The sequence below is a fragment of the Roseburia sp. 1XD42-34 genome (assembly GCF_009917385.1).
GTDB lineage: Bacteria > Bacillota > Bacilli > Bacillales > Amphibacillaceae > Virgibacillus.
Genome location: NZ_QWLJ01000011.1, coordinates 125530 through 149114 on the forward strand (window position 1 = coordinate 125530; position 23585 = coordinate 149114).

The window sequence follows — 23585 nt, forward strand, 5'->3', positions numbered from 1 at the left end:
TCCACTTACCATTGTCCAGTTCATATTTTCTATTCTTGAAGTGAGATCTCACATCACCTTATATCCGGGATAAATATGACAAAAGGTGTCATATTTAAAGTATATACTTAATTTACAGCTATGGAAAGGAGAATGAATGTGGAGCAAAATCGAAATGTCGTATTATTTATCGCAGCAAGTTTAGATGGATACATTGCCACGAAAGATGATTCCTTGGAATGGTTATTTCAAGTAGATGGTGAAGGAGATAACGGATTTGCGGCGTTTTATGAAACCGTTGATATCGTTTTAATGGGGAAAAGAACCTATGATTGGATAATGGAGCAGGAATTTCAGGAATTTCCATATAAGAATAAACAAACCTATGTGTTTACGAGATCTCCTGTTACCGATACGGAGAACGTGAAGTTTGTGTCTGACAATGTGTCTAGTTTTATTCAACACTTAAAACAGCAAAAAGGAAAAGACATTTGGATTGTCGGCGGCGGAGAATTATTGCATCCTTTTCTACAAGAGAAATTGCTAGACGAACTTATTATAACCGTTGCCCCAGCTATATTAGGTGATGGAATTCCATTATTTAAAAAAGGAAACTACCAATTAGACCTTTCTTTGAAAAAAACGAAACGATTTAATCAATTTGTTGAGCTGCATTATGAAGTAAAAAGGTAAATGAAACTTGGAAAAGGTATGATGTAAGGAAACAGCTCTCCTAATTAGAGCTGTTTTTTTTGCAAGATAAGAAAGCATAAAATTTGTTGCTTTGGGATAAAAGGGAATAACTGAATAGCCACGTCTGGCTTTGGCGTCCTGCGCCTTTGTTCCTCTAAACACCAACACCCTTTAATAGAAAAATGTCCTGGCAATATTAATTGCATTTCTCCACATGCGGTTAGAGGTATAAAACCAGAAAGAAGAATCATTTAAAGTTTAGATGATAATATGCATAGTTTTATATAGAATATTTGGCTCGTCGTTGTTAATTAGCTTATACTATACCTTTAAATAACAAAGCGAGCACGTCCACTTCTTCACGTTAACCCTTTATAGTTTTGTGCGATTCCCAATTTACACAAATAGTGTACGCTCCCTAATATTTGCAAACCGTTGGTAATAACTATTCGCTTTACCTCTATAAAAACGTTAGAGATTACCTGTTGGAAGAAGCCGATATTCCCAATGTGTTCGACATTCAAACAACTTATAATACCCTTCCTGCTCATCTTTTTCCATGTACCCACATTGCTGCCGCGAATTGAAAACGTCTTGTACTTCATTTTCTATTGCGCTATAGTAACTGTCATCTGGCGTAACGAGAATCCAACTTTGGTCAGCATCTTTATCATACATTGATTTTAAATCATAAATTAATACACCTTGTTCGCCTTCATCTTTCACGACTCTAATTTCACTGGTATTATTCTTGCCGTTTTCTCCTGCAATTTTCATAAATTCTTCAAGCATATCTTTATTTTTTAGTTTATTATTTTTCCAAACAACATCATCTTCATCTGGAATGAATTCTTTTATTTGTTCGTTTTCTGCCCTGTTATCAGCCGCCTTCCGTATATCTTTCCGTTCTTTTATTTGGTTTTGCGCATGAAGGACAGCAGAACGAAGACTAAATACATTATCATAGTCCTCCATCTGTTCCAAGGTGTTCATATCAATTTCATCAATTGCCTCTTGTGCTTCACTAACTTGTTCTTGGTCTGTTGAATCTTTTATTTTACTTGTTTCCCACTCTTTAACTGTTTCTTCATCTTCCAATTCAAACAAATCGCTCACCTTCTTCGCTGCTCTGTCAATGCTACTGGCATTTCCGTTTGCGTTATTGCAACCTTGCAATACCAATACTCCACATATTGTTATAAATAGGCTGATTATGGTTGCATTTCTTTTTATTTGGACAGTAAATCTATTTCTTTTGTTCAAATTACTACCCCCGTAACAATTAATATGTATATCAAGGAACATGTTTAGACTACGAAAAAAAGCAGATCTTGAAAGTATTTCAGTTACCAAACTAACTTCTTGCAACGAGTATAACACTTTTAGTTCTATAAACATATTGCTTTTCAAATTCAATCATTCATCATGTAGGTGGTAATTACCTGGAATATTCTGGTCTATCCTATTAAGTGTGATTAGAAATTGATTTAAGATGGAAGCAACACCCAATTCTAATATAGCGGAGGAGGGGAGGGCGGAATGATTTAGGGATATAAACTCTTGTGTGTAATTTTACACAAAATAATTTATACCCAAATATATTATATCAATCAACTTTATTTCTCATAAGCTGTTTAATTGTAAACAGTTTCAATCCTAAGTACAATAGCTAATATAAGTAAATATTTTACAAAAAGAGAGGGAGTAAGGAGTCATGAACAGCAAAGTGAATACAGCGCAGCTCATTGATCCATCGTACGATCTATATATTGGCGGCCAATGGGTGGAAGGAACAGAAGGTAGAAAAATAGCTAGCTATAGCCCTAGTACAGGGGAAAAGCTCTCTGAAGTAATAGATGCAACACATGCTGATGTTGATATGGCAGTGGAGGCAGCGACAAAGGCATTTCAATCATGGAAAACCGTTGGCGTTGAAGAAAGAAGCAAATTACTACTAAAAATTGCTGATTTGATCGACGAAAACGCAGATCATCTAGCAATGGTGGAAACACTAGATAATGGTAAACCGATCCGAGAATCACGTGGGGCTGATGTTCCATTAAGTGCAGATCATTTTCGCTATTTTGCTGGTGTTATTCGTTCTGAAGAAGGGACCGCTAAGGAACTTGATGATGATACATTAACATTAACTCTAAAAGAACCAATTGGTGTTGTAGGTCAAATTATACCTTGGAACTTCCCCATTTTAATGGCTGCTTGGAAGATTGCTCCAGCCATTGCAGCAGGGAATACAGTTATTATTCATCCGTCTTCATCTACTTCCCTTAGCTTACTAGAATTGGCAAAGTTACTGGACCAAGTATTGCCTGCAGGCGTTGTCAATGTGATTACCGGTAGAGGTGCTAATTCAGGTGATTATATGCTTCACCATGAGGGCATTAGCAAGCTAGCCTTTACTGGCTCAACAGAGGTTGGTTATACCGTAGCAAAAGCAGCAGCTGATCGTTTAGTTCCAGCTACATTAGAGCTAGGTGGAAAATCGGCAAATATTTTCTTTAATGATGCACCATGGGAAAGAGCAATTGAAGGCGCACAATCTGGTATCTTATTTAACCAAGGACAAGTTTGTAGTGCTGGATCGCGTATTTTCGTTCAAGAGGGTATCTATGATAAGTTTGTCAGCCAATTAAAAGCAGCGTTCGAAAACATTAAGGTTGGTCTCCCTTGGGAAGATGACGTACAAATGGGTGCACAGATCAATCAAAAACAGTTGGATAAAATTTTACAATATGTTGAAATCGGGCAAAAGGAAGGCGCTAAGTTAATCACAGGTGGTTATCAAATCAAAGAGAACGGACTGGAAAATGGTGTGTTTATGACACCAACTATTCTTGCTGATGCAGATAACAATATGCGTATTGCCCAAGAGGAAATCTTCGGACCTGTTGCTACGGTGATTAAATTTAAAACCGAAGAAGAAGCGGTCCGTTTAGCCAACGACTCCGAATATGGTCTTGGAGGCGGCGTATGGACAAAGGATCTAAACACGGCTTTGCGTGTATCTCGTAAAGTAGAAACAGGCCGCATGTGGGTGAACCAGTATACAAACTTCTCTGCCGGTGCACCATTTGGCGGCTATAAAAAATCGGGTATTGGTCGAGAAACATATAAAAGTATTCTCGATGCTTATACCCAAACAAAAAATATTTTCATCAGTATGAAAGAGGAAAAAGACGGAATCTATTAGTCAGTTTAATAGGCTGTGTTTATAAGCGAGGGCTGCTTATAAACACAGCTCTTTTTACATGGGGAGGAAGTGTTAATTTACGATCGTTTCCACATAAATTCGTAAAATCATTCGTTTTTTAATCAATATTTGGTACATTTGTTTTACTTATTGCCCTTCATTCATGTATATTACTAGTATAAGTGTTTTATTTTTAGCATGGTTAGGAGCGATTAATTTGGAAAGAGTAGTCGGAACAGTTGTCAGAGGTCTTCGTTGCCCCATTATTAATCAAGGTGACAAAATTGAAGATATTGTGGTAAATAGTGTATTAAAAGCTTCCGAAGTGGAAGGCTTTCAAATAAATGATAAGGATATCGTTACTATTACAGAATCAGTCGTAGCGCGTGCTCAAGGCAATTACGCTTCGATCGATCATATCGCAGCGGACGTCCAAGCCAAATTTGGTGAAGAAACAATTGGAGTTATATTTCCCATTTTAAGTCGGAATCGTTTCGCAATTTGTCTCCGCGGTATTGCGAAAGGCGCTAAAAAAATTGTCCTAATGCTAAACTATCCATCTGATGAAGTGGGAAATCATTTAGTAGATCTTGATACGCTGGATGAAAAAGGCGTTAACCCTTGGACAGATGTGTTAACAGAAAAGCAATTCCGCTACCTTTTTGGCCATCAAAAGCATACGTTTACTGGTATTGACTATATCGATTACTATAAATCCATTGTGAAAGAATATGGGATTGAATGTGAAGTTATTTTCGCCAATGATCCAAAAACGATCTTAGACTACACGAAAAACGTGCTCAGCTGTGATATTCATTCACGATTCAGAACGAAAAGAATTTTAACGGCGAACGGCGCAGAGAAAGTTTACAGTTTGGATGACATCTTAACTCAATCTATTGATGGAAGTGGCTATAATGAAGCATACGGCCTTTTAGGTTCTAATAAGTCCACAGAGAATACAGTTAAGCTTTTCCCTAGAAATTGTCAGCCTGTTGTAGATGAAATCCAACAGATGCTTAAGGAAAAGACTGGAAATAATGTAGAAGTGATGGTATACGGGGATGGTGCATTTAAAGATCCTGTAGGGAAAATCTGGGAGCTTGCTGACCCTGTCGTTTCACCAGCTTATACATCTGGTCTTGAAGGCACACCAAACGAAGTGAAATTAAAGTACCTTGCTGATAATAACTTTGCTGACTTAAAAGGAAAGGAACTTGAGGAAGCGATTAACAACTATATTGAAAATAAAGGCGAAGATCTTGTAGGATCCATGGAAACACAAGGAACAACGCCAAGAAAGCTTACTGACCTTATTGGCTCCTTATCTGACTTAACCTCAGGTAGTGGCGATAAAGGTACTCCGATTATTTATATCCAAGGATATTTTGATAATTATACGAAATAAAAAAGAACCAGGTGCCAGATTTTGTAGGTGCCTGGCTTTTATTATGATTTTTATGTTGAGCTCTCGACAGTGTGCGAAACTGAAATTCTATGCGGGTGGTGAACTAATGTTTATACCAAACAAAAAACTCCCCCAAAAAAGAGATTGTTCAAAACTTTAAATATAGAAAAGCAAATCAAAACCACCAGTGTGTGGTGTGAACTGGTGGTTTGCTCTGCGGCTGAAAGCCTTTATTTCCGGCCTCGACCTTAAAGGCGCACCGATCGGGTTTCCCACCACATTCACTCACTGATTCTAAAAGAATCTCTTATTTTTTGTCCTGCGCTGATTCCTGATATATTCTTGAATTTGTTTTTTATTTCTTCCCACTGTATCAACATAAAATCCTCTACACCAACATTTTTGATTTCCATATCTATATTTAAGATTGGCATGGCGATCGAAAACCATGAGGCTACTTTTTCCTTTTAAATAGCCCATAAATTGAGATACAATTAATTTTGGTGGTATACTAACTAACATATGGATGTGATCGGAGCAAACTACCAATTCTCTTTCATAAACAAGCTAATTTCGTTTAAATAAGTGCTTCCTCTCCTTTTTCTTGCTCTACTAATTTCTTATCATATAATTTTATAAATGGAAGCCAGATGAGAAAAGCTACAATGGCACAAATCACTGCAACAACAACAGCCATTATATCACCACCTGTGCTAATAAAAGCACCTGCACCTATTGGCGTTGGCCAAGGCATTTGCGCAATAATAGCTTCAACCATATTTAGCTTAATTGCCCAATAACCAATTGAAGCTGCTGCCATTGGTGCTAAAAAGAATGGTAGCGCCAAGTATGGATTATAAACTATTGGTAACCCAAAGATAATAGGTTCATTAATATTAAAGATACCAGGCGCAACAGCTGCTTTACCGAGCACTCTTAATTGTTTTGATTTCGCAAAAAAGGCAATAAACAATACTAAACCCAGCGTAGCACCAGAACCACCAATATATACAAACGCATTGTTAAATTCACCAGCATATGGAATAGTAGCCCCGTCTATATTAGATTGCATATTAGCAAGAACAATTGGCGTTAAGAATCCCCCAACAATGCTGGCACCGTGAATGCCCACTAGCCAAAGCGCATGAATAATGAAATAAATAATTAGAATACCTAACCAGCTATTCGTTAAATTAACCACAAATCCAAATGGAATGGCGACAATTTTAAATATATCCGTACCTAATGCAATGAAAATACCATTAATCAGTAAAACAGTAAAAGCAACTAAGAATGCTGGAATTAAGGCTGTGAAAGATCTAGATACACCTTCTGGCACTGCTTCGGGCATTTTTATTACCCAATTTCGTTTCACGCATAAGCGATATAATTGCACAGCGACAACAGACATGATGATAGCAGTGAATATTCCAGTTGCTCCTAAACGACTAACACCATCTCCAACCATTTCCCAGCCATAAAGAATAGTATTGTTTTCGTCCATTTTTTCTACTAAAGACATTTTTCCATTGTCTAAAACCAATTGAGGCACCGTCATAAAGAATGCAAACAATGATAGCAAAGCACCATTCAATGGATTGAGATTTAGGTCCTCTTCTTCTGCATGTATTTTTGTATACTCATACCCTATGACAAGTCCAAAATATAATGCTAATATACCCATTGTCGCTTTGTTTGCTAACATATATAAATCACTAATTTTAAAAAAAGTACCATCATAAAAGCCTTCTAAAAATGTAAATGTTTGTGGTAAAACATTAAAAACCAAGAACATCGATCCTACAATAACAAACGGTATGGACGCCATACCTGCTGCCATGATTGCACGTACCACACGTAAGGAAGCAATTTTACCCATTGGACCCATTAAATATTTTTCTAATAGAGCAAATACTTTGTTTTCTGTTCCCATAAGAATACCCCTTTCCAAATGTTAATTCACAATTTTTTCATATTGCTTCATGCGTTTATAATGCTTATCTGCATTATGTTTAATTCGCTCTAAACGGTAAAGAACCAATGTACTTAACAATATTCCTGCACACAAAATAATTAAAATTAATATTCTAGATTTCTCTTCATCTAAGAGAAAAGGATATAGATGCGTGAAAGTAGACGAAAACCAAATGGATATACCTAACCATACATTTGTTAAAAGCAACATGATAAAACAATATTTGGTGTATATAGCATTATTAGTATGCTTACTATATATTTTCACTTGCTCCGTAATACTAATGACTAATGCAATCATTAACAATAAAGGGATAAAACACAGTAAAGAATTGCTCATAAACAATGAAATGAACCAATATAAATTCGTAAAAAAGAATAACGCAGAAATATACCGTACAAGTAAATATCGGTTAAAGTACATCGCCTTCAAACTTAATTTTTTTCTGTTTTGTTCCATAACCGTTATTTCATTGTTTCTCATATGCAATCCCTCATTTTTTATTTAGCCCTTCGTTAGTAAGCAAAGACCTAGCAGGTGGTGAAGGGCATTTGTTATAATCGTGTAAGGGTTCTTAGGATTTATTTTTCTAATAAACAGTTCCATGACAAATTATTTTAAAAGCTCTTGTAAAATTAAATTACTTAACTTTTCAACTCCCATAGGGATTGGAACGTAGGCTTGCGGTGGAATGTTTATCACTTTTTTCCCTACGCGATCTCCAGTTTCTTTAAGCTTTTTAAAATACATTTTTGTTTGTGGACTTATCAAAAACAATTCAAAGTCGCTCGATTCAATCATCTTACTACCTTCTGTAGCAGAAATGGCATCTACTAAAACATTCTCCCCTTTATTTTTTAAATATTCGGTTGTTTTTTTCGCCATTAATGATGATGACATACCAGCTGCACAAATAATGAGTACTTTTTTCATGTTACATTCCTCCGTTAATGGTAAATACCATGTAATGTTTAGCGTTAGTCAAAGAGTTTCTCCGTTGCTTGCTATTACATTCTTATACCAATAAAAGCTTTTCTTCTTTATTCGCCGAAGATCAAGTTCACCTTCTTCATGCTGATTAACATATACAAAGCCATATCGCTTTTGAAACCCATTTAACCAACTTAACAGATCTGTAAATGACCATACGCAATAACCAATCATTTCTACACCATCGGTAATTGCTTCTTGAATTGCTTTTACATGGGCGCTAATATAGGCAATTCGATAGTCATCGTGAATGCTGCCGTCTTCTTCGACTGTATCGTATTCACCTAAACCATTCTCACTAATTAGGATTGGTAATCTATAGCGATTTGTTATTCTACGAAGACCAATTCGCAAACCTTGTGGATCTATATTCCAATCCCAATTGGTTCTTTCTACGTGTTCATTGGTAACGGTCTTAAAAAGCCCCGGTATCCCAGTGTCCTCCATTGTTCCCTTTTTACCAGTGGTGTTAAAATGTCCGTCCATAGTTACCCCATTTAATGAGTTCTTCTCATAGGTTGTCGTTTGATAATAATTCACACCCATGAAATCAGGCTTTCCTTCTTTTAATAACGCAAAATCGCCTTCCTCCATATACGGAGCTATGCCTTTACTTTCCAAGTAACTCCAAGCTATTTTCGGATACTCTCCCCATGCGTATATATCCATCCACCAATGATTCGTAAATTCCTCCGCGTTTTCAGCAGCGAGTACATCTTCGGGTTTTGATGTAGCAGCATATGCCGGTGAATACGCAAAGCTTGGTCCAATTTCCCCATTAGGTACATATTGGCGAAACGCTTTAATTGCCACTGCATTTGCTAGGTTGGCATGATGATTTACTTGATAAAATAACTTATTATCTTTTACCCCAGGTGGATGCATTCCCGTTTGGTACCCTAATCTAGTAAATACATTTTGTTCATTTAAGGAAACCCAATATTTCACACGATCTCCGAATGCCTTGAATAAGGTAACGCTATAGTTTCTAAAATCTTCTATTAGTTGTCTCGATTCCCAACCGCCATATTCGTCTTGAAGTGCTTGCGGTAAATCCCAATGATAGATAGTTACGATTGGTTCTATATGGTGTTTTACTAACTCATCGATTAATCGATTGTAAAAATCAAGGCCCTTTTGGTTTACTTTACCTTTTCCATTCGGGAAAATACGGGTCCATGCCACCGAGAATCGATATGTCTTCAAACCCATTTCAGCCATTAACGCAATATCTTCTTTGTATCGATGATAGTGATCTACAGCTATATCCCCAGTCGTTCCTTTAAATGTTTTTCCGGGAAGACGAACAAATTTATCCCAGTTGGATACTCCTTTTCCACCGACATTCCAGGCACCTTCTACCTGATACGCTGCAGATGCTGCTCCCCATAGGAAATCATTTGGAAACGGTTTTAACTTTTCATGTAACACGTTATCTTCGCTCCTTTTTAAAAATCTATCCAGTAAATCTATACTCAGTGAGTCACTCACGGCTTGTTACTGGCTCAAGGGTAAGTACTTGAGCCTCTTACAAAACAGCGCCTTTAGTACTGTTGTTTTCCACTTAAAAGTGCTGCAGTACAGCTAATCCAACTCCTCAATCCGGAAGCCTTACCGTACCTTATAACTGGGTAACCGGAATCTATCAATTGATTGTCCAGGCCATCCTCTTTTATATGTCAGTTAAAAAATTGAGGGAGATGTGCTTTGTGTGCTTCCATCATTTCATCTACTATTTGTTTTGCGATAGTATCGGATGGAGTAAGTGGATGAATTGTTAAAGCAAGCACCGCTTGATCATAATTCCCTGTTACAGCAGCCTCTGCTGCAATGCGTTCAAATGACTTAATTTGCTGTACAAGCCCACGGGCTGCAACCGGGATATCCCCCATGGCAAGTGGTATTGGACCATCTTTAGTAATAACGCAGCTAACCTCAACAGCTGATTCTGCTGGCAGGCTTGCAATAGCTCCATAGTTCCTTGTGTTGACTGGTTGGATATCGCGTTTATCTGTATATATAGAAGTTATTAATCGCACGGCTGCATCTGAATAATATGCCCCGCCACGCTCTTCTAATTGCGGCGGTTTAATATTTAAATTTTCGTCCTTGTATAACTCGAATAATTCTTCTTCCAGCTTTTGGACCACTTCTGCGCGAGTACCTTCATTATTAGCGCTTTCCATTGCTTTATCCAACATGTCTTTGGATTTATAGTAATACATATGATACGGACATGTAATCGCATGGAGCGCACGAATAAATTCTGGTTCCCAACCCATTCCTTCGATATTTTTAACAAAACTGCTATTTTCTGGATTTGTCAATTTTTCCATAACCTCTTTTTTGACACTCACGCCGTCTATATATACCTCTAGGCCGTATACCATATGGTTTAATCCGGCAAAGTCAATCCGGACACGAGAATGGTCCACATTCAGTAATTTAGCAATCCCCATTTCCATTCCGATTGGAACATTACATAAACCAATAACTCTGTTTATATTGGAGTAACGAAGCACTGCTTCTGTTACCATTCCAGCTGGGTTTGTAAAGTTAATTAGCCATGCGTTTGGACAAAGCTCCTCCATTTCTTTACAAATCTCCAAGATGACAGGTATCGTGCGGAGCCCTTTAAATAAACCACCGGGTCCGTTTGTTTCTTGACCAAGTACCCCATATTTTAGCGGAATGCGCTCATCTTTAGCGCGTGCCGCAAGCAGACCGACACGGAATTGAGTAGTGACAAAATCAGCATTTTTTAACGCCGCTTTACGATCCAAGGTCAAGTGAACATCGATGGGAAGACCTGCTTTTTTAATCATTCGTTTAGCTAGATTACCCACGATATCAAGCTTTTCTTTTCCTTCTTCAATATCCACTAACCATATCTCTGTCAGCGGAAATTCCTCATACCGTTTAATAAAGCCTTCAATTAGCTCTGGAGTATAACTTGAACCTCCACCAATGGTTGCTACTTTTAATGAGTGGTTCGTCATAATAATCCCCTTTCCAATTAATGTATTCTTTTATAAAGCTCAATTACTTCTTGAGCTAGATCCTTCACAGTCATTGCATTCATTAAATGATCTTGAGCATGGATGAGTAATAAACGAATTTCCGTTTTTTCTCCTCGCGCTTCTCTTTCGATGAGATCTGTTTGGGTTCGATGTGCTTCCCCAATTTCCTTATTTGCTTCTTGAATTTTTTGTTCAGCTATGTCAAGTTCTCCATCTTTTGCATGTTGAATTGCTTCCATTGCGGAAGTTCGAGCATTTCCTCCATGTAAAATAATTTGAAAGCTCATTTCTTCTATGCTCAATTTAAATCTCCCCTTAAAGTTAACGGAATCTCTGTATACTTCGTACTTCTCCTCTTTTCTGCTTACATCTATATCATAGAGTGAAATCGTTAACATTTGAACACATACTTTTTCCTCAACGCAAAGGAAATCATTACTCGTAGTAGAAAAAGCAGACTGTCACTAAACGTTAGCGAGAGATATCGTTTCTCTCCTTAACTTTGCATGAAAAAAACCGTCTTCAAGTGCTTTTCACGATAGGTGGTGGCTTGACTCTGCGATCCATGGTGATTTCCTACAGAAAAAAAGAGTTATCAGTAAGCTTCTACCTTACGATAACTCTAAGAAAAATACAGAGCGCCTGTTTAGCAACGTAGCAACTGAAACGGGTCCTGTGAAAAAGTGAACCTTCCATCAGCTGGGTTTTCTTCTCCTGCAGATGGTTAGTAGAACAAATCGGGGACTTAGGTTCTGTTATCTACCGCTTCAACTTGTTCAAGTAAAACTTCTACCTATTCAAACAGTAGTCATGCAGCACTTTATATGCGGGATGGAGCCTAAAATAATTCCCCCTTGTGTGACATAATGTATTTAACTTCACAACATTGCATTTATTGTCTCGATTAATTCATCTCTTTCTTCACAGCGGAGTAATTGATTGACCTTTCGTTTATTCTCAATTATTTCAATTAAATAATCATACATTAGCTTTAAATCAGATGTGTTATTTTTTCCTATACTTAATAAACAAACAAATTGCACATGGCTTCCTTCCCAATCAATCGGTTTTTTTAATGTGCAGATTGTCCAAAAGGTTTCAGTTGTATACGGCTCCATTGGATGAGGGATGGCTACCAAATTGCCAAAACTCGTAGGTGAGAGCTCTTCCCTTTTTAAAACAGAAGCACCAAATGAACCATCCACATAACCAGCTGTCACGACTTTTTCTACTAAATACTGGATAGTGGCTTCTTTTGTTGGTAAGTCTTTCTGCAAAAAGATAAGCTCTTCCTTTAGAAAGTCTATTTTGTTTTCTGTTCTATTTTTTAAATAATCCTCTATTTTTCTTAAGTCCTCCGCTCCTAATATCGTATTTACATAAATAATTGGAACGGCTAACTTCCTTTCCATTGGAACAGTAGTTATAATAAAATCAATTCCCTTTAAAGAAATTTCATTTAACCGATAAAAATCTGTTGTATCTACCACTTGTAGCTGATTAGGATATTTAGATTGCAGTCTATACTTGAGTAACATCGCACTTCCTACACCCGTTGCGCAAACAATTATACAGCGTTTGATATCTTGTTGCATTTTTTGTCTCAGCATGGCTACACTGATATGTAAAGCAATATAACCAACTTCATCTTCATCAATATCAATTGCTAATCTTTTGTTAAACACCTCTCTCGCTAAAATAGCAGCATCAAACGCAAGAGGATATTTTGTTTTTATCTCATCGAGCATTGGGTTTCGCATATTCATTCCATAACGCAAACGATTTAATGTAGGTTGCAGATGCAAGCCTAAAGCTATAAACAATTCATGATCATTAATCAAATGCAATTTTAAGTGTTCATCAACTTTGTGAATAAATTCTTTGATAGCGGATCGTAAATCGCTTTCCACAAAGGATTCAAATTCTTCTGGGTTTACATTTATTTTGGCAATTTTTTTCGTTCCAAGTAAGTGAATAGCTATATATGCTATTTCTGTTTTGGGAAACGAAACATGTAAAGCGTTTTCAATTTGGGTTACAATTCCCTTAGCCACTTTATATTCAGTTTGGGTGTGAATTCCTGCAAAATCTTCAGGGGCCAGCTGTACATAATTTTCTTCCCGAATTCGCTTACAAGCTATCGCAATATGAATACATAGATTATTGAGTGCGATATCAGACATCTCAATTCTACTTGCTTTGACTTCTTTTAAAATAATCGTATAAATTTTATTTATGTCTCCTTGCGGAAGGATGAAATCGGCTTGTTTTTGCATATCAATCAACATTTCCTCCCGATTAAATAAATATTCCGATAAGCAAAACCTTACACTCATTTCCTCCCCTATTATTTTTACTCCATGGTAAGGTTTACTTATTAGTTTTAGATTAAATTTTGTTAATATTTTTTTAACCCCAATCAAATCATTTTGTAAGGTAGATTTGCTTATATATAATTCATCCGCCATATCGTCTAATTTTATATAACCATTGTTTAATAGAAGCATCCTAACTATATAGATTACGCGTTCTTCAGGTGAGCTGGGTAACATACTAGCATTAGATTTCTGCGTCATGTTTTGTAAAAACGCTTTAAATGTTTTATTGTTTTCTATTACTAACTCATATCCAATTCCTCTTTTTGCCTCAATAAAACCGCCACTTTGTAATAAAATACCATTTAGCTCTTTTATATCATTTCGAATCGTTCTTGGCGTTACACCAATTCTATCAGCTAAATCATTACTTGTAACAGTTGTTTTCGCAGCCATTAATTCCTGCAAAATAAGCATCATCCGACTAGACAGCATCTCTGCCACTCCCTGTCTTTCCTTTAATAAAAACAAGTATTATCAAGTAAAACTTCATTCAGTAGGAGTTTTCTTCCATCTCCTACTGAATATTAGTACCGCTAGGGTATGACCCAAAAGCCCTTGAACGAATTAGGCATTGAGGTACCGTTTTCCGTTTTCTCCTCCTTAGACCTTTTGTATTTACTCAGGTCTTGAAGGGGAGACAGCACCTTACACGCGGGATAAAAATCCCATTAATAAAACCTCTTGTTAATTTATCTCTTAAATTACCCTGTTCGTTCATTATCTATCTTATATCAATTATTCATATATTCACAACTGTGAAAGCAATACCGAAATGATTCGTTATCATATAAGTTGCTAGTCTTTAGCAAAGGAAAGACAGTATCAGTCAGACATAATTAAAAGAATTTAAATAAGAACTTTATATATGGATGCGAGATTAATGTTAAGCTTCATCACATCCCTTATGTTGTTGACACAGCATAAGAATGTTACGAATCTATATGAAAATATCCCCAATTATGGATAAAACAATTAAAGAGACTAAGCTATTATTTAATTCACTATTCCACCTTTGCGCCCACACGCAACCAAAATGCAGAAAAAAGGGCAAGGGCACCCCTTTAGCAGCGTAGCGACTAGAACCAAACTGAGATCAAGAAAATCACGCGGGCTAAAATAAGGAAGGCCCTGCGGCAAACTCGTTTTTAATACAATGAACTGATGGTGACTTATCGTAAGGTGATTACATGATGTTTCCTGGTTGCTGCGCGCTGTAGCTATACGTGGCTACTCAGTTGTTTCCTTATACTTTTTTATCAGTATATTCTTTTGACTCACCAAACATTTCTGAGCTCTACACCCACCTTTTGCAATATGCATTTAACGTTACGTCAGAGTATCTATTTCATCTCCGTCATAGAGGCCGAGTTTGTTTCAGAGCAAGAACCGCTACAGGACTTATTAAGCGGGCAAGCTGTACACTTTCCCTGCTTGCTTTTTTTAATATGGCGAATCATCATCCAACCCGCATAACCAAATATAATTAAACCAATCAATAAATTCACCATCATGTGTCACGCCCCTTTCTTAAAAAAGTAACCCGCCGATTTGATAGATGATAGTGGAAATGATATAAGCAATGAGCAGCGAATATATAATTGAAATATAGGACCATTTCTTAGAAGCTGTTTCTTTTCTGATTGTAGCTACTGTCGCTAGGCATGGAACGTATAATAGAATAAATGACATAAAGCTCAGCGCTGAAAGAGCAGAATACTGTGTGCTTAATATGCCAGCTAGTGACGCTGTATCCGGAACATGATAAATAATATTCATGGTAGATACCACTACTTCTTTTGCTAGAAATCCCGTTAGTAAGGATGCAGCTGCTTGCCAAGTTCCGAATCCTAATGGTTGAAAAACAGGTGCCAAAACACCACCAATTAAAGCAAGAAAGCTATCATCCATTTCCACATTCAATCCGTGTGGTCCTGCATAGGTCAGCAGCCATATTAAAACCGAACCTGCAAAAATAAACGTCCCTGCCTTCCGAATAAACCCTTTCCCTTTTTCCCATGTACTTCTCCATAATGTTAAAGCTTGAGGAACACGGTAAGGGGGTAACTCGATAACAAACACACTTTTTTCATTTTTTAAGAACAGATAGGAAAATATTCGCGCCATCACCATAGCTACAACAATTCCAAGCACATATAGAGAAAGGACCACTATTGCTCGTTGTTTCACAAAAAAGGCACCAACGAATAAAGCATATACAGGAAGACGTGCAGAGCAAGACATGAAAGGCGTTAATAAAATCGTTAACAACCTTTCTTTCGGTTGTTCAATAGTACGTGCTGCCATAATTCCAGGAACATTACATCCAAAACCAATAATCATTGGAATAAAAGCTTTCCCGTTAAGTCCGATGGATTCCATTATCCTGTCCATCACCATGGCAACCCGAGCCATATAACCAGAATCCTCTAGGAAAGAGATAAGGAAAAACATGATAAAAATTTGTGGGACAAATACGAGCACTCCACCTACCCCAGCTACAATTCCATTAAGCACCAGGTCTTTAATGAAACTAGAACCACCAATAGCATTTAGTCCATTCTCCAAGCCGTTAGTTAACGGACCAGAGAAAAATCCACCTAATACATCCGACAACGGTGATCCTAACCAATCAAATGTCAGCATAAACATCACATACATAAAAAACAAGAAAATTGGTAGACCCAAAAATTTGTTTGTAACCATGCGATCTATTAAATCAGTCGCAGTCGTTTTATTTGACGAAGTGACCGTTATGACCTGTTCCAATATATGAATAATATTTTTATCTCTCATATGATAGATAAATTGTCTTAAAGAGCAAGAGTGCCCGCGCTTTACAAGTTCTTCTTCTGCTTCCTGTTTTATTTGTTCAAGCATAGCTGTATTTGATATGTGTTGATCCAAATAGGATGTTATTCGTTTATTACCTTCTAAATATTGAATAGCCACCCATCTTTTATTCAAGTTAGCTTCATTTGGAATAAGTTGGCTGATTCGATCAATCATTTCTTCTAAAAAGCCATAATCCACTTTGAAAATAGAAGAAGTCTGCGATTCTTTCGTTGTATGGTTCGTTAGTTCCTTCGTCAATAGATCACAGCCCTTGCCAGTTCGGGCAATAATCGGAACTACACGGACACCTAATATGTCTGCTAGCTTCTTGTTATTAATTTTCATCCCTCTTATTTGGGCGACATCTATCATATTAAGCCCCACTATAAGAGGCTTGCCAAATTCCATTAATTGAACCGTTAGCTGTAAATTGCGTTTTAGCTGGGAAGCATCCACAATATTCAATATTTTTTCAAATTCGCCCGTCAATAAAAATTCTGTCACCACTTCCTCATCTTTGGAAAGTGGATTTAATGAGTATACACCAGGCAAATCGACTAACAGACCTTTTTGGTTGCGAAGCTTTCCCACCTTTTTTTCAATCGTTACCCCGCTCCAGTTTCCCACATATTCATAGGAACCTGTTAGGTTATTAAAAAGTGATGTTTTACCAGTATTAGGGTTGCCAAATAATGCAAATTGAGACACGTATCATCTCACCCCTATACGTGACGCTTCTTTACGACGTAAACTGAGACATTGTCCACACACTTCGACCATTATAGGACCGCCAAATGGCATGGTACATTTTAAACAAACTTCTTGACCTTCCACGAGACCCATATCGATTAAACGTTGTTTTACTATGTCATTTAATTTTGTAACATCTGATACGACAGCTGTTTCACCTTGCTGTAAATCAGTAAGATTCATGATATAGCCCTCCCAATACGAACACTATTAATAATGATAATTATTCTCAACTAATTGTATCATATAATAGGAGATGAAAGCGGAGATAATTTTTACAATTTTGGTTCTTTGCAGCTTTACGTAGAAAATGTCTAGAATTAGTGGGAGCACATGAGGTAATTTGTTCCTTAGAATTCTGAGAGCGCAAAATAATCATATAAAATTCCACTTTTCCATTTAAATAGTTCTCTCCCCACTTATGGATCATATTAATTATTTTCTATATGTGTTATTTCTTAAATGTTGATTTCATCTTCTATCATGTCTGCTTCAGTTTGGTTTTTTATAAAATTCTTAATAACTTTTTCATTTCTTCTTACTGTATTCACATAATATCCACTTGCCCAAAAGTGCCTATTACCTTTATGCTTGTATTCTGGATGTCCATCAAATATCATTAACGCACTTTTACCTTTTAAATACCCCATAATGTTGAAACACTAAGTTTTGGTGGTATTTTGACACATAGATGGATATGATCAATTGAACACTTCCTTCTACAATTTCAATTCTTTTATACTCACAAAGCTTTTAATTATTTCACGAACATCTTTTCCGATTTTTCCATACATAGTTCTTCGTCTATATTTAGAAATAAGCACAATATAGTACATACAATTCCACTTTGCTTGTGATAAACTTGATTTATCCACTATGGATGACCTCCTTTGCCCGACATTGACTTGCGAAACCTTTGTCATGATAGCAGAGGAGGACTTTTTTATCACACGTAAAGGTACTTCCGTTTCTGTTCCCCTACTTATAGCGTGGGGCTTAATCTGGAGTTAAAACAACTTATTTTCTTTTTTTCCGATAATTAAATATATCTAATAGTTTAATCTATCATATTGCTTATTCTATTTTAACAAAAGCTGTTTTTATGCTACTTCCAGTTTGATCTTACAAATATTCTATAAAAAACCATTCCAAGTAAGGTGGAAGACATCACGCTTCCATAACTGACATGATCTCATCCCCTCTTCAAAAATAAAAAGAGTGGGCCCCATCCACGAATGCCCTGTGCACTACAGAATTATTACGAGAACGGGCAGAATAGTTGAATTAAAAGAGTAATTAGCATTTAATTAATTCAAATAAGTGAGAATTTTCATGTGTATTCATAATTTGGTTATTAGTTAAAGACATTACTTATCCATACAAAGGGAGACATTTATTAGGGAGGCAATATAATGGAAATAAAACAATAGACTTTACAAACAAATAAACTAACGGCGATGAAAGAATTTTACGCGCACCGTTAGGTTTTTCCATTTATGAAGAGAATCAAATTATAATGGCGTCCGGATTTAACGAATTGCACTCTCACATTCAAATAAAATTCTACTTGCGCGTACTACAAATAAAAGGCGATACTTTTAAAATAAATGGTGTTTTTGAAACAAGAAGACAAGCAGAGGGAAAAGTCAGATAATTTTTGCCTTCTAGGTAGAAAAGTCGCCCAATTGACGACTCATCCTCCACAGAATACGGTAATCCCGATGTACGAGTTACCTGTACCGGGTTCTTCAGAAATTGATTCATAGTTTCACTAATTTCGAAATTCCGTTTTACCATTATTGAAGGTACTTACCGCAATGCATTTAAATAATTTTTTTATAATATTAAAATACCTTGAGTAAAAGTCCTGCTCAAAAAATTATTATAATTGAATACTGTCATGAACAATGTAACGTTTAATATTCATACTTGATACTCTTAATGTATTCATCTCAAGACGTTCTATAAGGGCTCTCTTTGCCTTTCCGTCAAATTGTTGCCTTATCATGCTCTTTAATTGCGAATGCTTATCATAAAGAGACTCATCATAAAAGCATTCATCAAAGAATGTTCTATATTCCTTTGCTTTTTTTTGCAAAACATCTTTAATATGTGTTCTCAATGCTTCCTTCTGTTTTCTGCTGATTAAATAATTTTCCCACCATTCTTCCCATTCTTTCAAGTTGATCACCTCTTTAATTTTTAATTCCAAACCAATCAGCAAGAATTTGGTCTGTACGTTCAAAATCCTGAGCCATCTTTTCCATATGATGCGCTATTTCCCCAGTGTCCTTCTGCAGGTCTTTTAAAGTGACTAATAAATCTTCAAATCCATCCAGATCAAGCAGCATGGGAATGCCGTCTTCCACCTTTACTACTTCTCGAAACGCATCTTCTACATCTGCAACGGTCAATTTATCATAAGTCCCTATTCCTGCTGCTCCTAAAAACATGGTTTTTATTTCGCTCATATCCGCAAAATAATGATCTAAAAATCTTATAAGTGCTTTTCTTGTGAAAGCTAGTTGCTCCTCACTATTTTTTAAATCAATAGAAAATGCATGCATTAGTGCAGATTGTATAACAATAGGAAAATCTCCAACACCGCTATTTTTTAATTCAAGTGGAGACTTGGTTATACCCCCTATAGAAAGCGACCCCTGTATGACTTCGTCGTATAAGTAATCAGGGTTGAAATACCCGTCTTTATTATATAAATCTTTTTCCAAAAAGTTTTTTATCCCATGAGTAGCAAGTCCAATACCTCTTGTTTCCACAGGATCTTTCATATAATATACGGAACCAATAGAATGCTTATAGAAAGTGCCAACGACGTCGTTCGGATACGTATAGGAGATAATATTATCTTTAAATTCTCCATTTAAAGCACGTTCCCGATCTTCTTTGGATAATAAATGAAACACATCCGCTGCGGCAAAAGTAACGGCATTCGAATCATGTTTGACAGCATAATATTGAGCCAGACCTCCGCCAAGAGAATGTCCTGTAAAAACGATGTTGTCCGGTCCATGTTCCTTTACATATTTTTCAACCACTTGTTCAGCTGCTGTAAATTGATTTTTAGTGTCATATGTGAGGGTTTTATCTTTGGGGTTAAGTTTCACCTTATCAGTTAATAAAGCGGCATCTTGAGAGGGTGTTCCTAAATAAGGTGTTTTTCTATAATCTTTTTTGGTATAATCGGAATCACCAAGAACAATTCCATAGAGGTCTTCTTCAACATCCTTTATGGTTTCAGAATAGTCGGAGTCCTTTTGTTCATAAACAATGTTTCCATTTTTCAGTTCTGCTCCTCCCCCAGCACCAGCTAGCCTAGCATCTTGAGAGGGTGTTCCTAAATATTTTTCTTTCACTTTGGTTGCGGTTGTTTTAGGAAGCTCTGTTCCTCTAAAACTGATAACGATTTCATCTGTATCAGCGTTTTGGAGCACATAACCATGTAAACCTGTATCGGAGTCTTTAATGGTTTCGATGTTTTCCCAAACTTGTGTATAGGAAGAAGTTTCAATGAAAACCTTTTTTGGAATCTGTTTGTAAGATTGCCTGGAAATTGTAGAAGCGGTTAAGTCTGTTATGTTATTAGGATTTACCATTCTTGTATCCCCCATATTTTTGATACTAGTTAGGAAGTGAAACGCGTGAAAAATCTTTTAATTACAATAATATCCACTATTGCAATTATACTATTGGGAGGTTGTTTTGTGAACTCAAACAAGGAAAATTTTGATGATAAAACAATTCGTAAGGCGGAAGAAACTGTAGAAAGTTATTTAAATAAAAATTTTAAAAATATCCATACAATAAATTTCAAAAAGAATGATTATAGTACTCCTATGGGCGGAATGGTGATTAGTGGTACGGTTAATAATAATGAAAAAGCAACTTTCTCCATTGATATCGATTATGAAGATGATTTTAAAATTATTTCAAGTGCTGTAGGAAAAGAATTTCCTGAGAGAAAGGAGGAGTGCAAAGAAAAAGCATGCGATTATTAAATTTGCATAATATATTGTTACTAATAGCGCTTTTTTGCTTAGAGGGTGGGGGATTGTAAAAAAGGAAATTATTTCTTAGTATCCCCCATTATCCTACTATTAGGAGGGTGCTTTGTAAAGACGGGATAAACATATGATGATGAAACTATTGCAAAAGCCAAAAAAGTAATTAGGAATGAATATTACGAATAACTATGAAAACATTCTGTCCATTGAGTTAGAAGATCCTCTTACAAGTCTCTTGGGATCCATGAAAGTTGACGGAAATGTAAATAATGAAATAGGGTTTTCTATAACGCTACATGATGACTTTACAATTGCTGGAGTAAGCACAGATGAAGGTTTCCCTGAAGAAAAAGAAGAATGTAAAGAACAAGATTGTGTTTATTAGTGAGATAGAGAATCTTTATGGGTTTATCTCTTCTTTTTTAGGTACAATGGCTTGCTTTCTGTTTGTGTTGTCAAATATATTCGGATAGTGGTAGCGATGAGTGCAATAAAAATCCATTAAATAAAAGTAGAAAAACATATAATAATAATGCTTGTCGTGGTAGTGCCAAACGGTTTAAACACAGCCCATCGAGAAAACAGCTCACATGTACAAAGTTTTTAATTAAATAACAGTACAGCCACAATAAGTGAAGAATAGGCAACGGAAAAATTAATGTTTACTACCATGATTCCATTAAGAATAGAAAGGGGGAACTAACTCCCACCCACAAATGCATGCACCCATAGTTTTTATAACATTATTTTCTCTTATCAAATCTTACAAAAATAACCCCCGCTTCCTCAAAAGGAAAAGGGGCTATTTCAATTTGTTTCACTAGTTCATCGCGATGATAAGAAATCCTTGTATGAGCTCTCGCTAAAGATCATCTTTTCCAAATGTGAACTCCATCCTTTCAAAACACCTAACCCATATAAACACTTTCGCATGTATTTGCCTGTGGTTCGTAATAACAATGTAACTTGTATTGCCCTGCAAATGGTTGACCATACCATGTAGGCGGGCATGGAGCGTATGGATTAAAATACCATAGCGCATACTTGGATGGATGCTCTCTCCAATGATCTAATACTCTTTTGGCTAACTTCTTTTCTACACCTCTCGCTCTGTTGTAGAAAACATTTCCTTTTTGTACAGCTTCGAAAGAGTAATTGCCTCCCTGTATTTGAAAAATTACGTCGTCTATGGACCTTAAATCTTTAAAGTCTAAACAATTAGCAACTAAGCGATTTACAATAACATTACCAACCATCAGCATCCCTAACTGTCCTTCACCTTCCGCCTCTGCTCGCATCATCCTTGCCACTAAAGCCACGTCATTATCTGTATATGCTACTCTCGGCATTTTTATCACCTCTAAAAATTATATGAGGGAATTTGGGAAAAGTGATTACTAATATCATTTTTTACATGGGCTTTGCTTGGTCTACTGCTGACTGATTGTATTCATAAGCTCCTATTGGGCATATTCTTCATTCGAACAATATCAATTTTTCGCGGTAGGTTCAGGTTTTTCGTAAATCTTTGATAAGGCATACGTAGGTATTTGGCTATTAGCTTCAACCGTGAGCTTCTGGATATATTTATTTGTTCCGCGCTATCACCATAACCTACCTCCATATATGCAAAGACAGGCGTTTTCCATTTTCTATAATTGTTTTGATAATCCAAGATGCTTTTCAAAATCAATTAGTTCACTATCTGCATCTCCAAGAATTGCAAATACCTAGCCGTTGTGCCAATCTCTTTAAATCCCACTTTTTCTAGTGTTAAGACAATAGTATATCCCATGTATTTCCTAAAAATGTCCTTTGGCGAATGTAGCTCATTGAATCCCTAAATTTTGTTCATTTTATTGTCTCCTAATGGTTGTTGAACCCATTTTACCAAGGGAGCTATCTGCTTGTCTCTTATCATCTGTAATAAAGGGGATTTATTTTACTAAAGACATCCATTACTTATGGTGTGGTTTGCCTTATTACTTATTTTTAAGGAACAAAGGCGTGGGGGCGCCCGGTTAGCAACGTAGCGACTGGAGCGAATCAAACTAAAGTTTTAGGAATCATGCTCCTGCAACAGGAGTATGCCGACGCCTGAGCGGCAAGCCCGTTGTTAGTCGGCCCTCCTCTTAAGCACGAACCGATGAGGCCTTATCGTAGGGCGCATTTCTAAAGTCGCCTAGTTGCTGGACGCTTAAGTCGGACATGGCTATTCCGTTATATCGGTACTCATAAGCCAAAATTTTTATGCTTTTGTATGAAAATACCCTTGGCTAAAGGCAATACGAAGCTAAGCCCTTCATCATTGATTTTTTTTGAGGGGCACC

General features: G+C 36.5%; 19 protein-coding genes and 2 pseudogenes. 5 read left to right on the plus strand and 16 right to left on the minus strand.

Features of this window, described 5'->3' with window-relative positions; translation table 11 throughout:
- The first annotated feature begins 138 nt into the window (after positions 1–138).
- On the plus strand, positions 139–672 hold the full coding sequence (locus D1839_RS08635; RefSeq protein ID WP_120379429.1) for a dihydrofolate reductase family protein: 534 nt from the start codon (positions 139–141) through the stop codon (positions 670–672).
- A gap of 471 nt (positions 673–1143) precedes the next feature.
- Here D1839_RS08635 and D1839_RS08640 read toward each other — a convergent pair whose 3' ends face one another.
- A complete protein-coding gene (locus D1839_RS08640; RefSeq protein ID WP_120379428.1) occupies positions 1144–1848 on the minus strand; it encodes a hypothetical protein in 705 nt (234 codons plus the stop codon).
- Between the two features lie 538 nt (positions 1849–2386).
- Between D1839_RS08640 and D1839_RS08645 the strand changes: the two genes are divergently transcribed.
- Both D1839_RS08645 and D1839_RS08650 read left to right on the plus strand, forming a co-directional pair.
- Entirely contained in the window at positions 2387–3880 is a 1494-nt protein-coding gene (locus D1839_RS08645; protein WP_120379427.1) for an aldehyde dehydrogenase family protein, read from the plus strand.
- A 217-nt stretch (positions 3881–4097) separates the two neighbouring features.
- Positions 4098–5288, plus strand: coding sequence for a coenzyme F420-0:L-glutamate ligase (locus D1839_RS08650; RefSeq protein WP_120379426.1), 1191 nt, complete (start codon positions 4098–4100; stop codon positions 5286–5288).
- Positions 5289–5582: 294 nt separating this feature from the next.
- Here D1839_RS08650 and tnpA (D1839_RS08655) read toward each other — a convergent pair.
- From tnpA (D1839_RS08655) to D1839_RS08720, 14 genes and pseudogenes are all read right to left on the minus strand, one after another.
- A pseudogene (gene tnpA / locus D1839_RS08655) lies at positions 5583–5840 on the minus strand (IS200/IS605 family transposase); the annotation flags it as partial.
- 25 nt (positions 5841–5865) lie between these two features.
- Positions 5866–7221, minus strand: coding sequence for a PTS cellobiose transporter subunit IIC (gene celB, locus D1839_RS08660; RefSeq protein ID WP_120379425.1), 1356 nt, complete (start codon positions 7219–7221; stop codon positions 5866–5868).
- A gap of 21 nt (positions 7222–7242) precedes the next feature.
- Positions 7243–7746: a hypothetical protein gene (locus D1839_RS08665; RefSeq protein WP_120379424.1), complete on the minus strand. Its 504-nt coding sequence runs from the start codon at positions 7744–7746 to the stop codon at positions 7243–7245.
- 129 nt (positions 7747–7875) lie between these two features.
- Positions 7876–8196 carry a PTS cellobiose transporter subunit IIB gene (locus D1839_RS08670; RefSeq protein ID WP_120379423.1) on the minus strand — a complete coding sequence of 107 codons (321 nt, stop codon included), beginning with the start codon at positions 8194–8196 and terminating at the stop codon, positions 7876–7878.
- A 48-nt stretch (positions 8197–8244) separates the two neighbouring features.
- Positions 8245–9684: a glycoside hydrolase family 1 protein gene (locus D1839_RS08675; RefSeq protein ID WP_120379422.1), complete on the minus strand. Its 1440-nt coding sequence runs from the start codon at positions 9682–9684 to the stop codon at positions 8245–8247.
- Positions 9685–9932: 248 nt separating this feature from the next.
- Positions 9933–11252, minus strand: coding sequence for a 6-phospho-beta-glucosidase (locus D1839_RS08680; protein ID WP_120379421.1), 1320 nt, complete (start codon positions 11250–11252; stop codon positions 9933–9935).
- A gap of 17 nt (positions 11253–11269) precedes the next feature.
- Positions 11270–11575, minus strand: a complete 306-nt coding sequence (locus tag D1839_RS08685) for a PTS lactose/cellobiose transporter subunit IIA (RefSeq protein ID WP_330585463.1) — start codon at positions 11573–11575, stop codon at positions 11270–11272.
- A gap of 576 nt (positions 11576–12151) precedes the next feature.
- Positions 12152–14083, minus strand: coding sequence for a BglG family transcription antiterminator (locus D1839_RS08690; RefSeq protein ID WP_120379419.1), 1932 nt, complete (start codon positions 14081–14083; stop codon positions 12152–12154).
- 908 nt (positions 14084–14991) lie between these two features.
- Positions 14992–15162, minus strand: a complete 171-nt coding sequence (locus tag D1839_RS08695) for a FeoB-associated Cys-rich membrane protein (RefSeq protein WP_120379418.1) — start codon at positions 15160–15162, stop codon at positions 14992–14994.
- 16 nt (positions 15163–15178) lie between these two features.
- A complete protein-coding gene (gene feoB / locus D1839_RS08700) occupies positions 15179–17191 on the minus strand; it encodes a ferrous iron transport protein B (protein WP_120379417.1) in 2013 nt (670 codons plus the stop codon).
- Positions 17192–17194: 3 nt separating this feature from the next.
- Positions 17195–17416 carry a FeoA family protein gene (locus D1839_RS08705; protein ID WP_120379416.1) on the minus strand — a complete coding sequence of 74 codons (222 nt, stop codon included), beginning with the start codon at positions 17414–17416 and terminating at the stop codon, positions 17195–17197.
- 275 nt (positions 17417–17691) lie between these two features.
- Positions 17692–18156 (minus strand): annotated as a pseudogene (gene tnpA, locus D1839_RS08710) (IS200/IS605 family transposase).
- Positions 18157–19115: 959 nt separating this feature from the next.
- On the minus strand, positions 19116–19415 hold the full coding sequence (locus tag D1839_RS08715; RefSeq protein WP_120379415.1) for a hypothetical protein: 300 nt from the start codon (positions 19413–19415) through the stop codon (positions 19116–19118).
- Positions 19416–19428: 13 nt separating this feature from the next.
- Positions 19429–20847, minus strand: coding sequence for an alpha/beta fold hydrolase (locus D1839_RS08720; RefSeq protein WP_158589624.1), 1419 nt, complete (start codon positions 20845–20847; stop codon positions 19429–19431).
- Positions 20848–20955: 108 nt separating this feature from the next.
- On the opposite strand from D1839_RS08720, the gene D1839_RS08725 reads away from it, so the two are divergent.
- Together D1839_RS08725 and D1839_RS08730 are read left to right on the plus strand one after the other, a co-directional pair.
- The gene (locus tag D1839_RS08725; protein ID WP_158589623.1) at positions 20956–21249 is read left to right on the plus strand and encodes a DUF1433 domain-containing protein; all 294 of its coding nucleotides are present in this window, start codon (positions 20956–20958) and stop codon (positions 21247–21249) included.
- Between the two features lie 175 nt (positions 21250–21424).
- The gene (locus D1839_RS08730; protein WP_120379412.1) at positions 21425–21640 is read left to right on the plus strand and encodes a hypothetical protein; all 216 of its coding nucleotides are present in this window, start codon (positions 21425–21427) and stop codon (positions 21638–21640) included.
- A 523-nt stretch (positions 21641–22163) separates the two neighbouring features.
- On the opposite strand, the gene D1839_RS08735 is transcribed toward D1839_RS08730, so the two are convergent.
- Positions 22164–22604 (minus strand): cell wall hydrolase, encoded by a 441-nt coding sequence (locus tag D1839_RS08735; protein WP_120379411.1) that lies wholly within the window; start codon positions 22602–22604, stop codon positions 22164–22166.
- Positions 22605–23585 lie beyond the last annotated feature (981 nt).

Coding starts and splice junctions, on each gene's coding strand:
- D1839_RS08720 (WP_158589624.1), bottom strand. CDS start 20,847: ATGGTAAATCCTAATAACATAACAGACTTAACCGCTTCTACAATTTCC.
- D1839_RS08705 (WP_120379416.1), bottom strand. CDS start 17,416: ATGAATCTTACTGATTTACAGCAAGGTGAAACAGCTGTCGTATCAGAT.
- D1839_RS08735 (WP_120379411.1), bottom strand. CDS start 22,604: ATGCCGAGAGTAGCATATACAGATAATGACGTGGCTTTAGTGGCAAGG.
- D1839_RS08680 (WP_120379421.1), bottom strand. CDS start 11,252: ATGACGAACCACTCATTAAAAGTAGCAACCATTGGTGGAGGTTCAAGT.
- D1839_RS08645 (WP_120379427.1), top strand. CDS start 2,387: ATGAACAGCAAAGTGAATACAGCGCAGCTCATTGATCCATCGTACGAT.
- D1839_RS08665 (WP_120379424.1), bottom strand. CDS start 7,746: ATGAGAAACAATGAAATAACGGTTATGGAACAAAACAGAAAAAAATTA.
- D1839_RS08670 (WP_120379423.1), bottom strand. CDS start 8,196: ATGAAAAAAGTACTCATTATTTGTGCAGCTGGTATGTCATCATCATTA.
- D1839_RS08695 (WP_120379418.1), bottom strand. CDS start 15,162: ATGATGGTGAATTTATTGATTGGTTTAATTATATTTGGTTATGCGGGT.
- D1839_RS08690 (WP_120379419.1), bottom strand. CDS start 14,083: ATGCTGTCTAGTCGGATGATGCTTATTTTGCAGGAATTAATGGCTGCG.
- D1839_RS08730 (WP_120379412.1), top strand. CDS start 21,425: ATGAATATTACGAATAACTATGAAAACATTCTGTCCATTGAGTTAGAA.
- celB (WP_120379425.1), bottom strand. CDS start 7,221: ATGGGAACAGAAAACAAAGTATTTGCTCTATTAGAAAAATATTTAATG.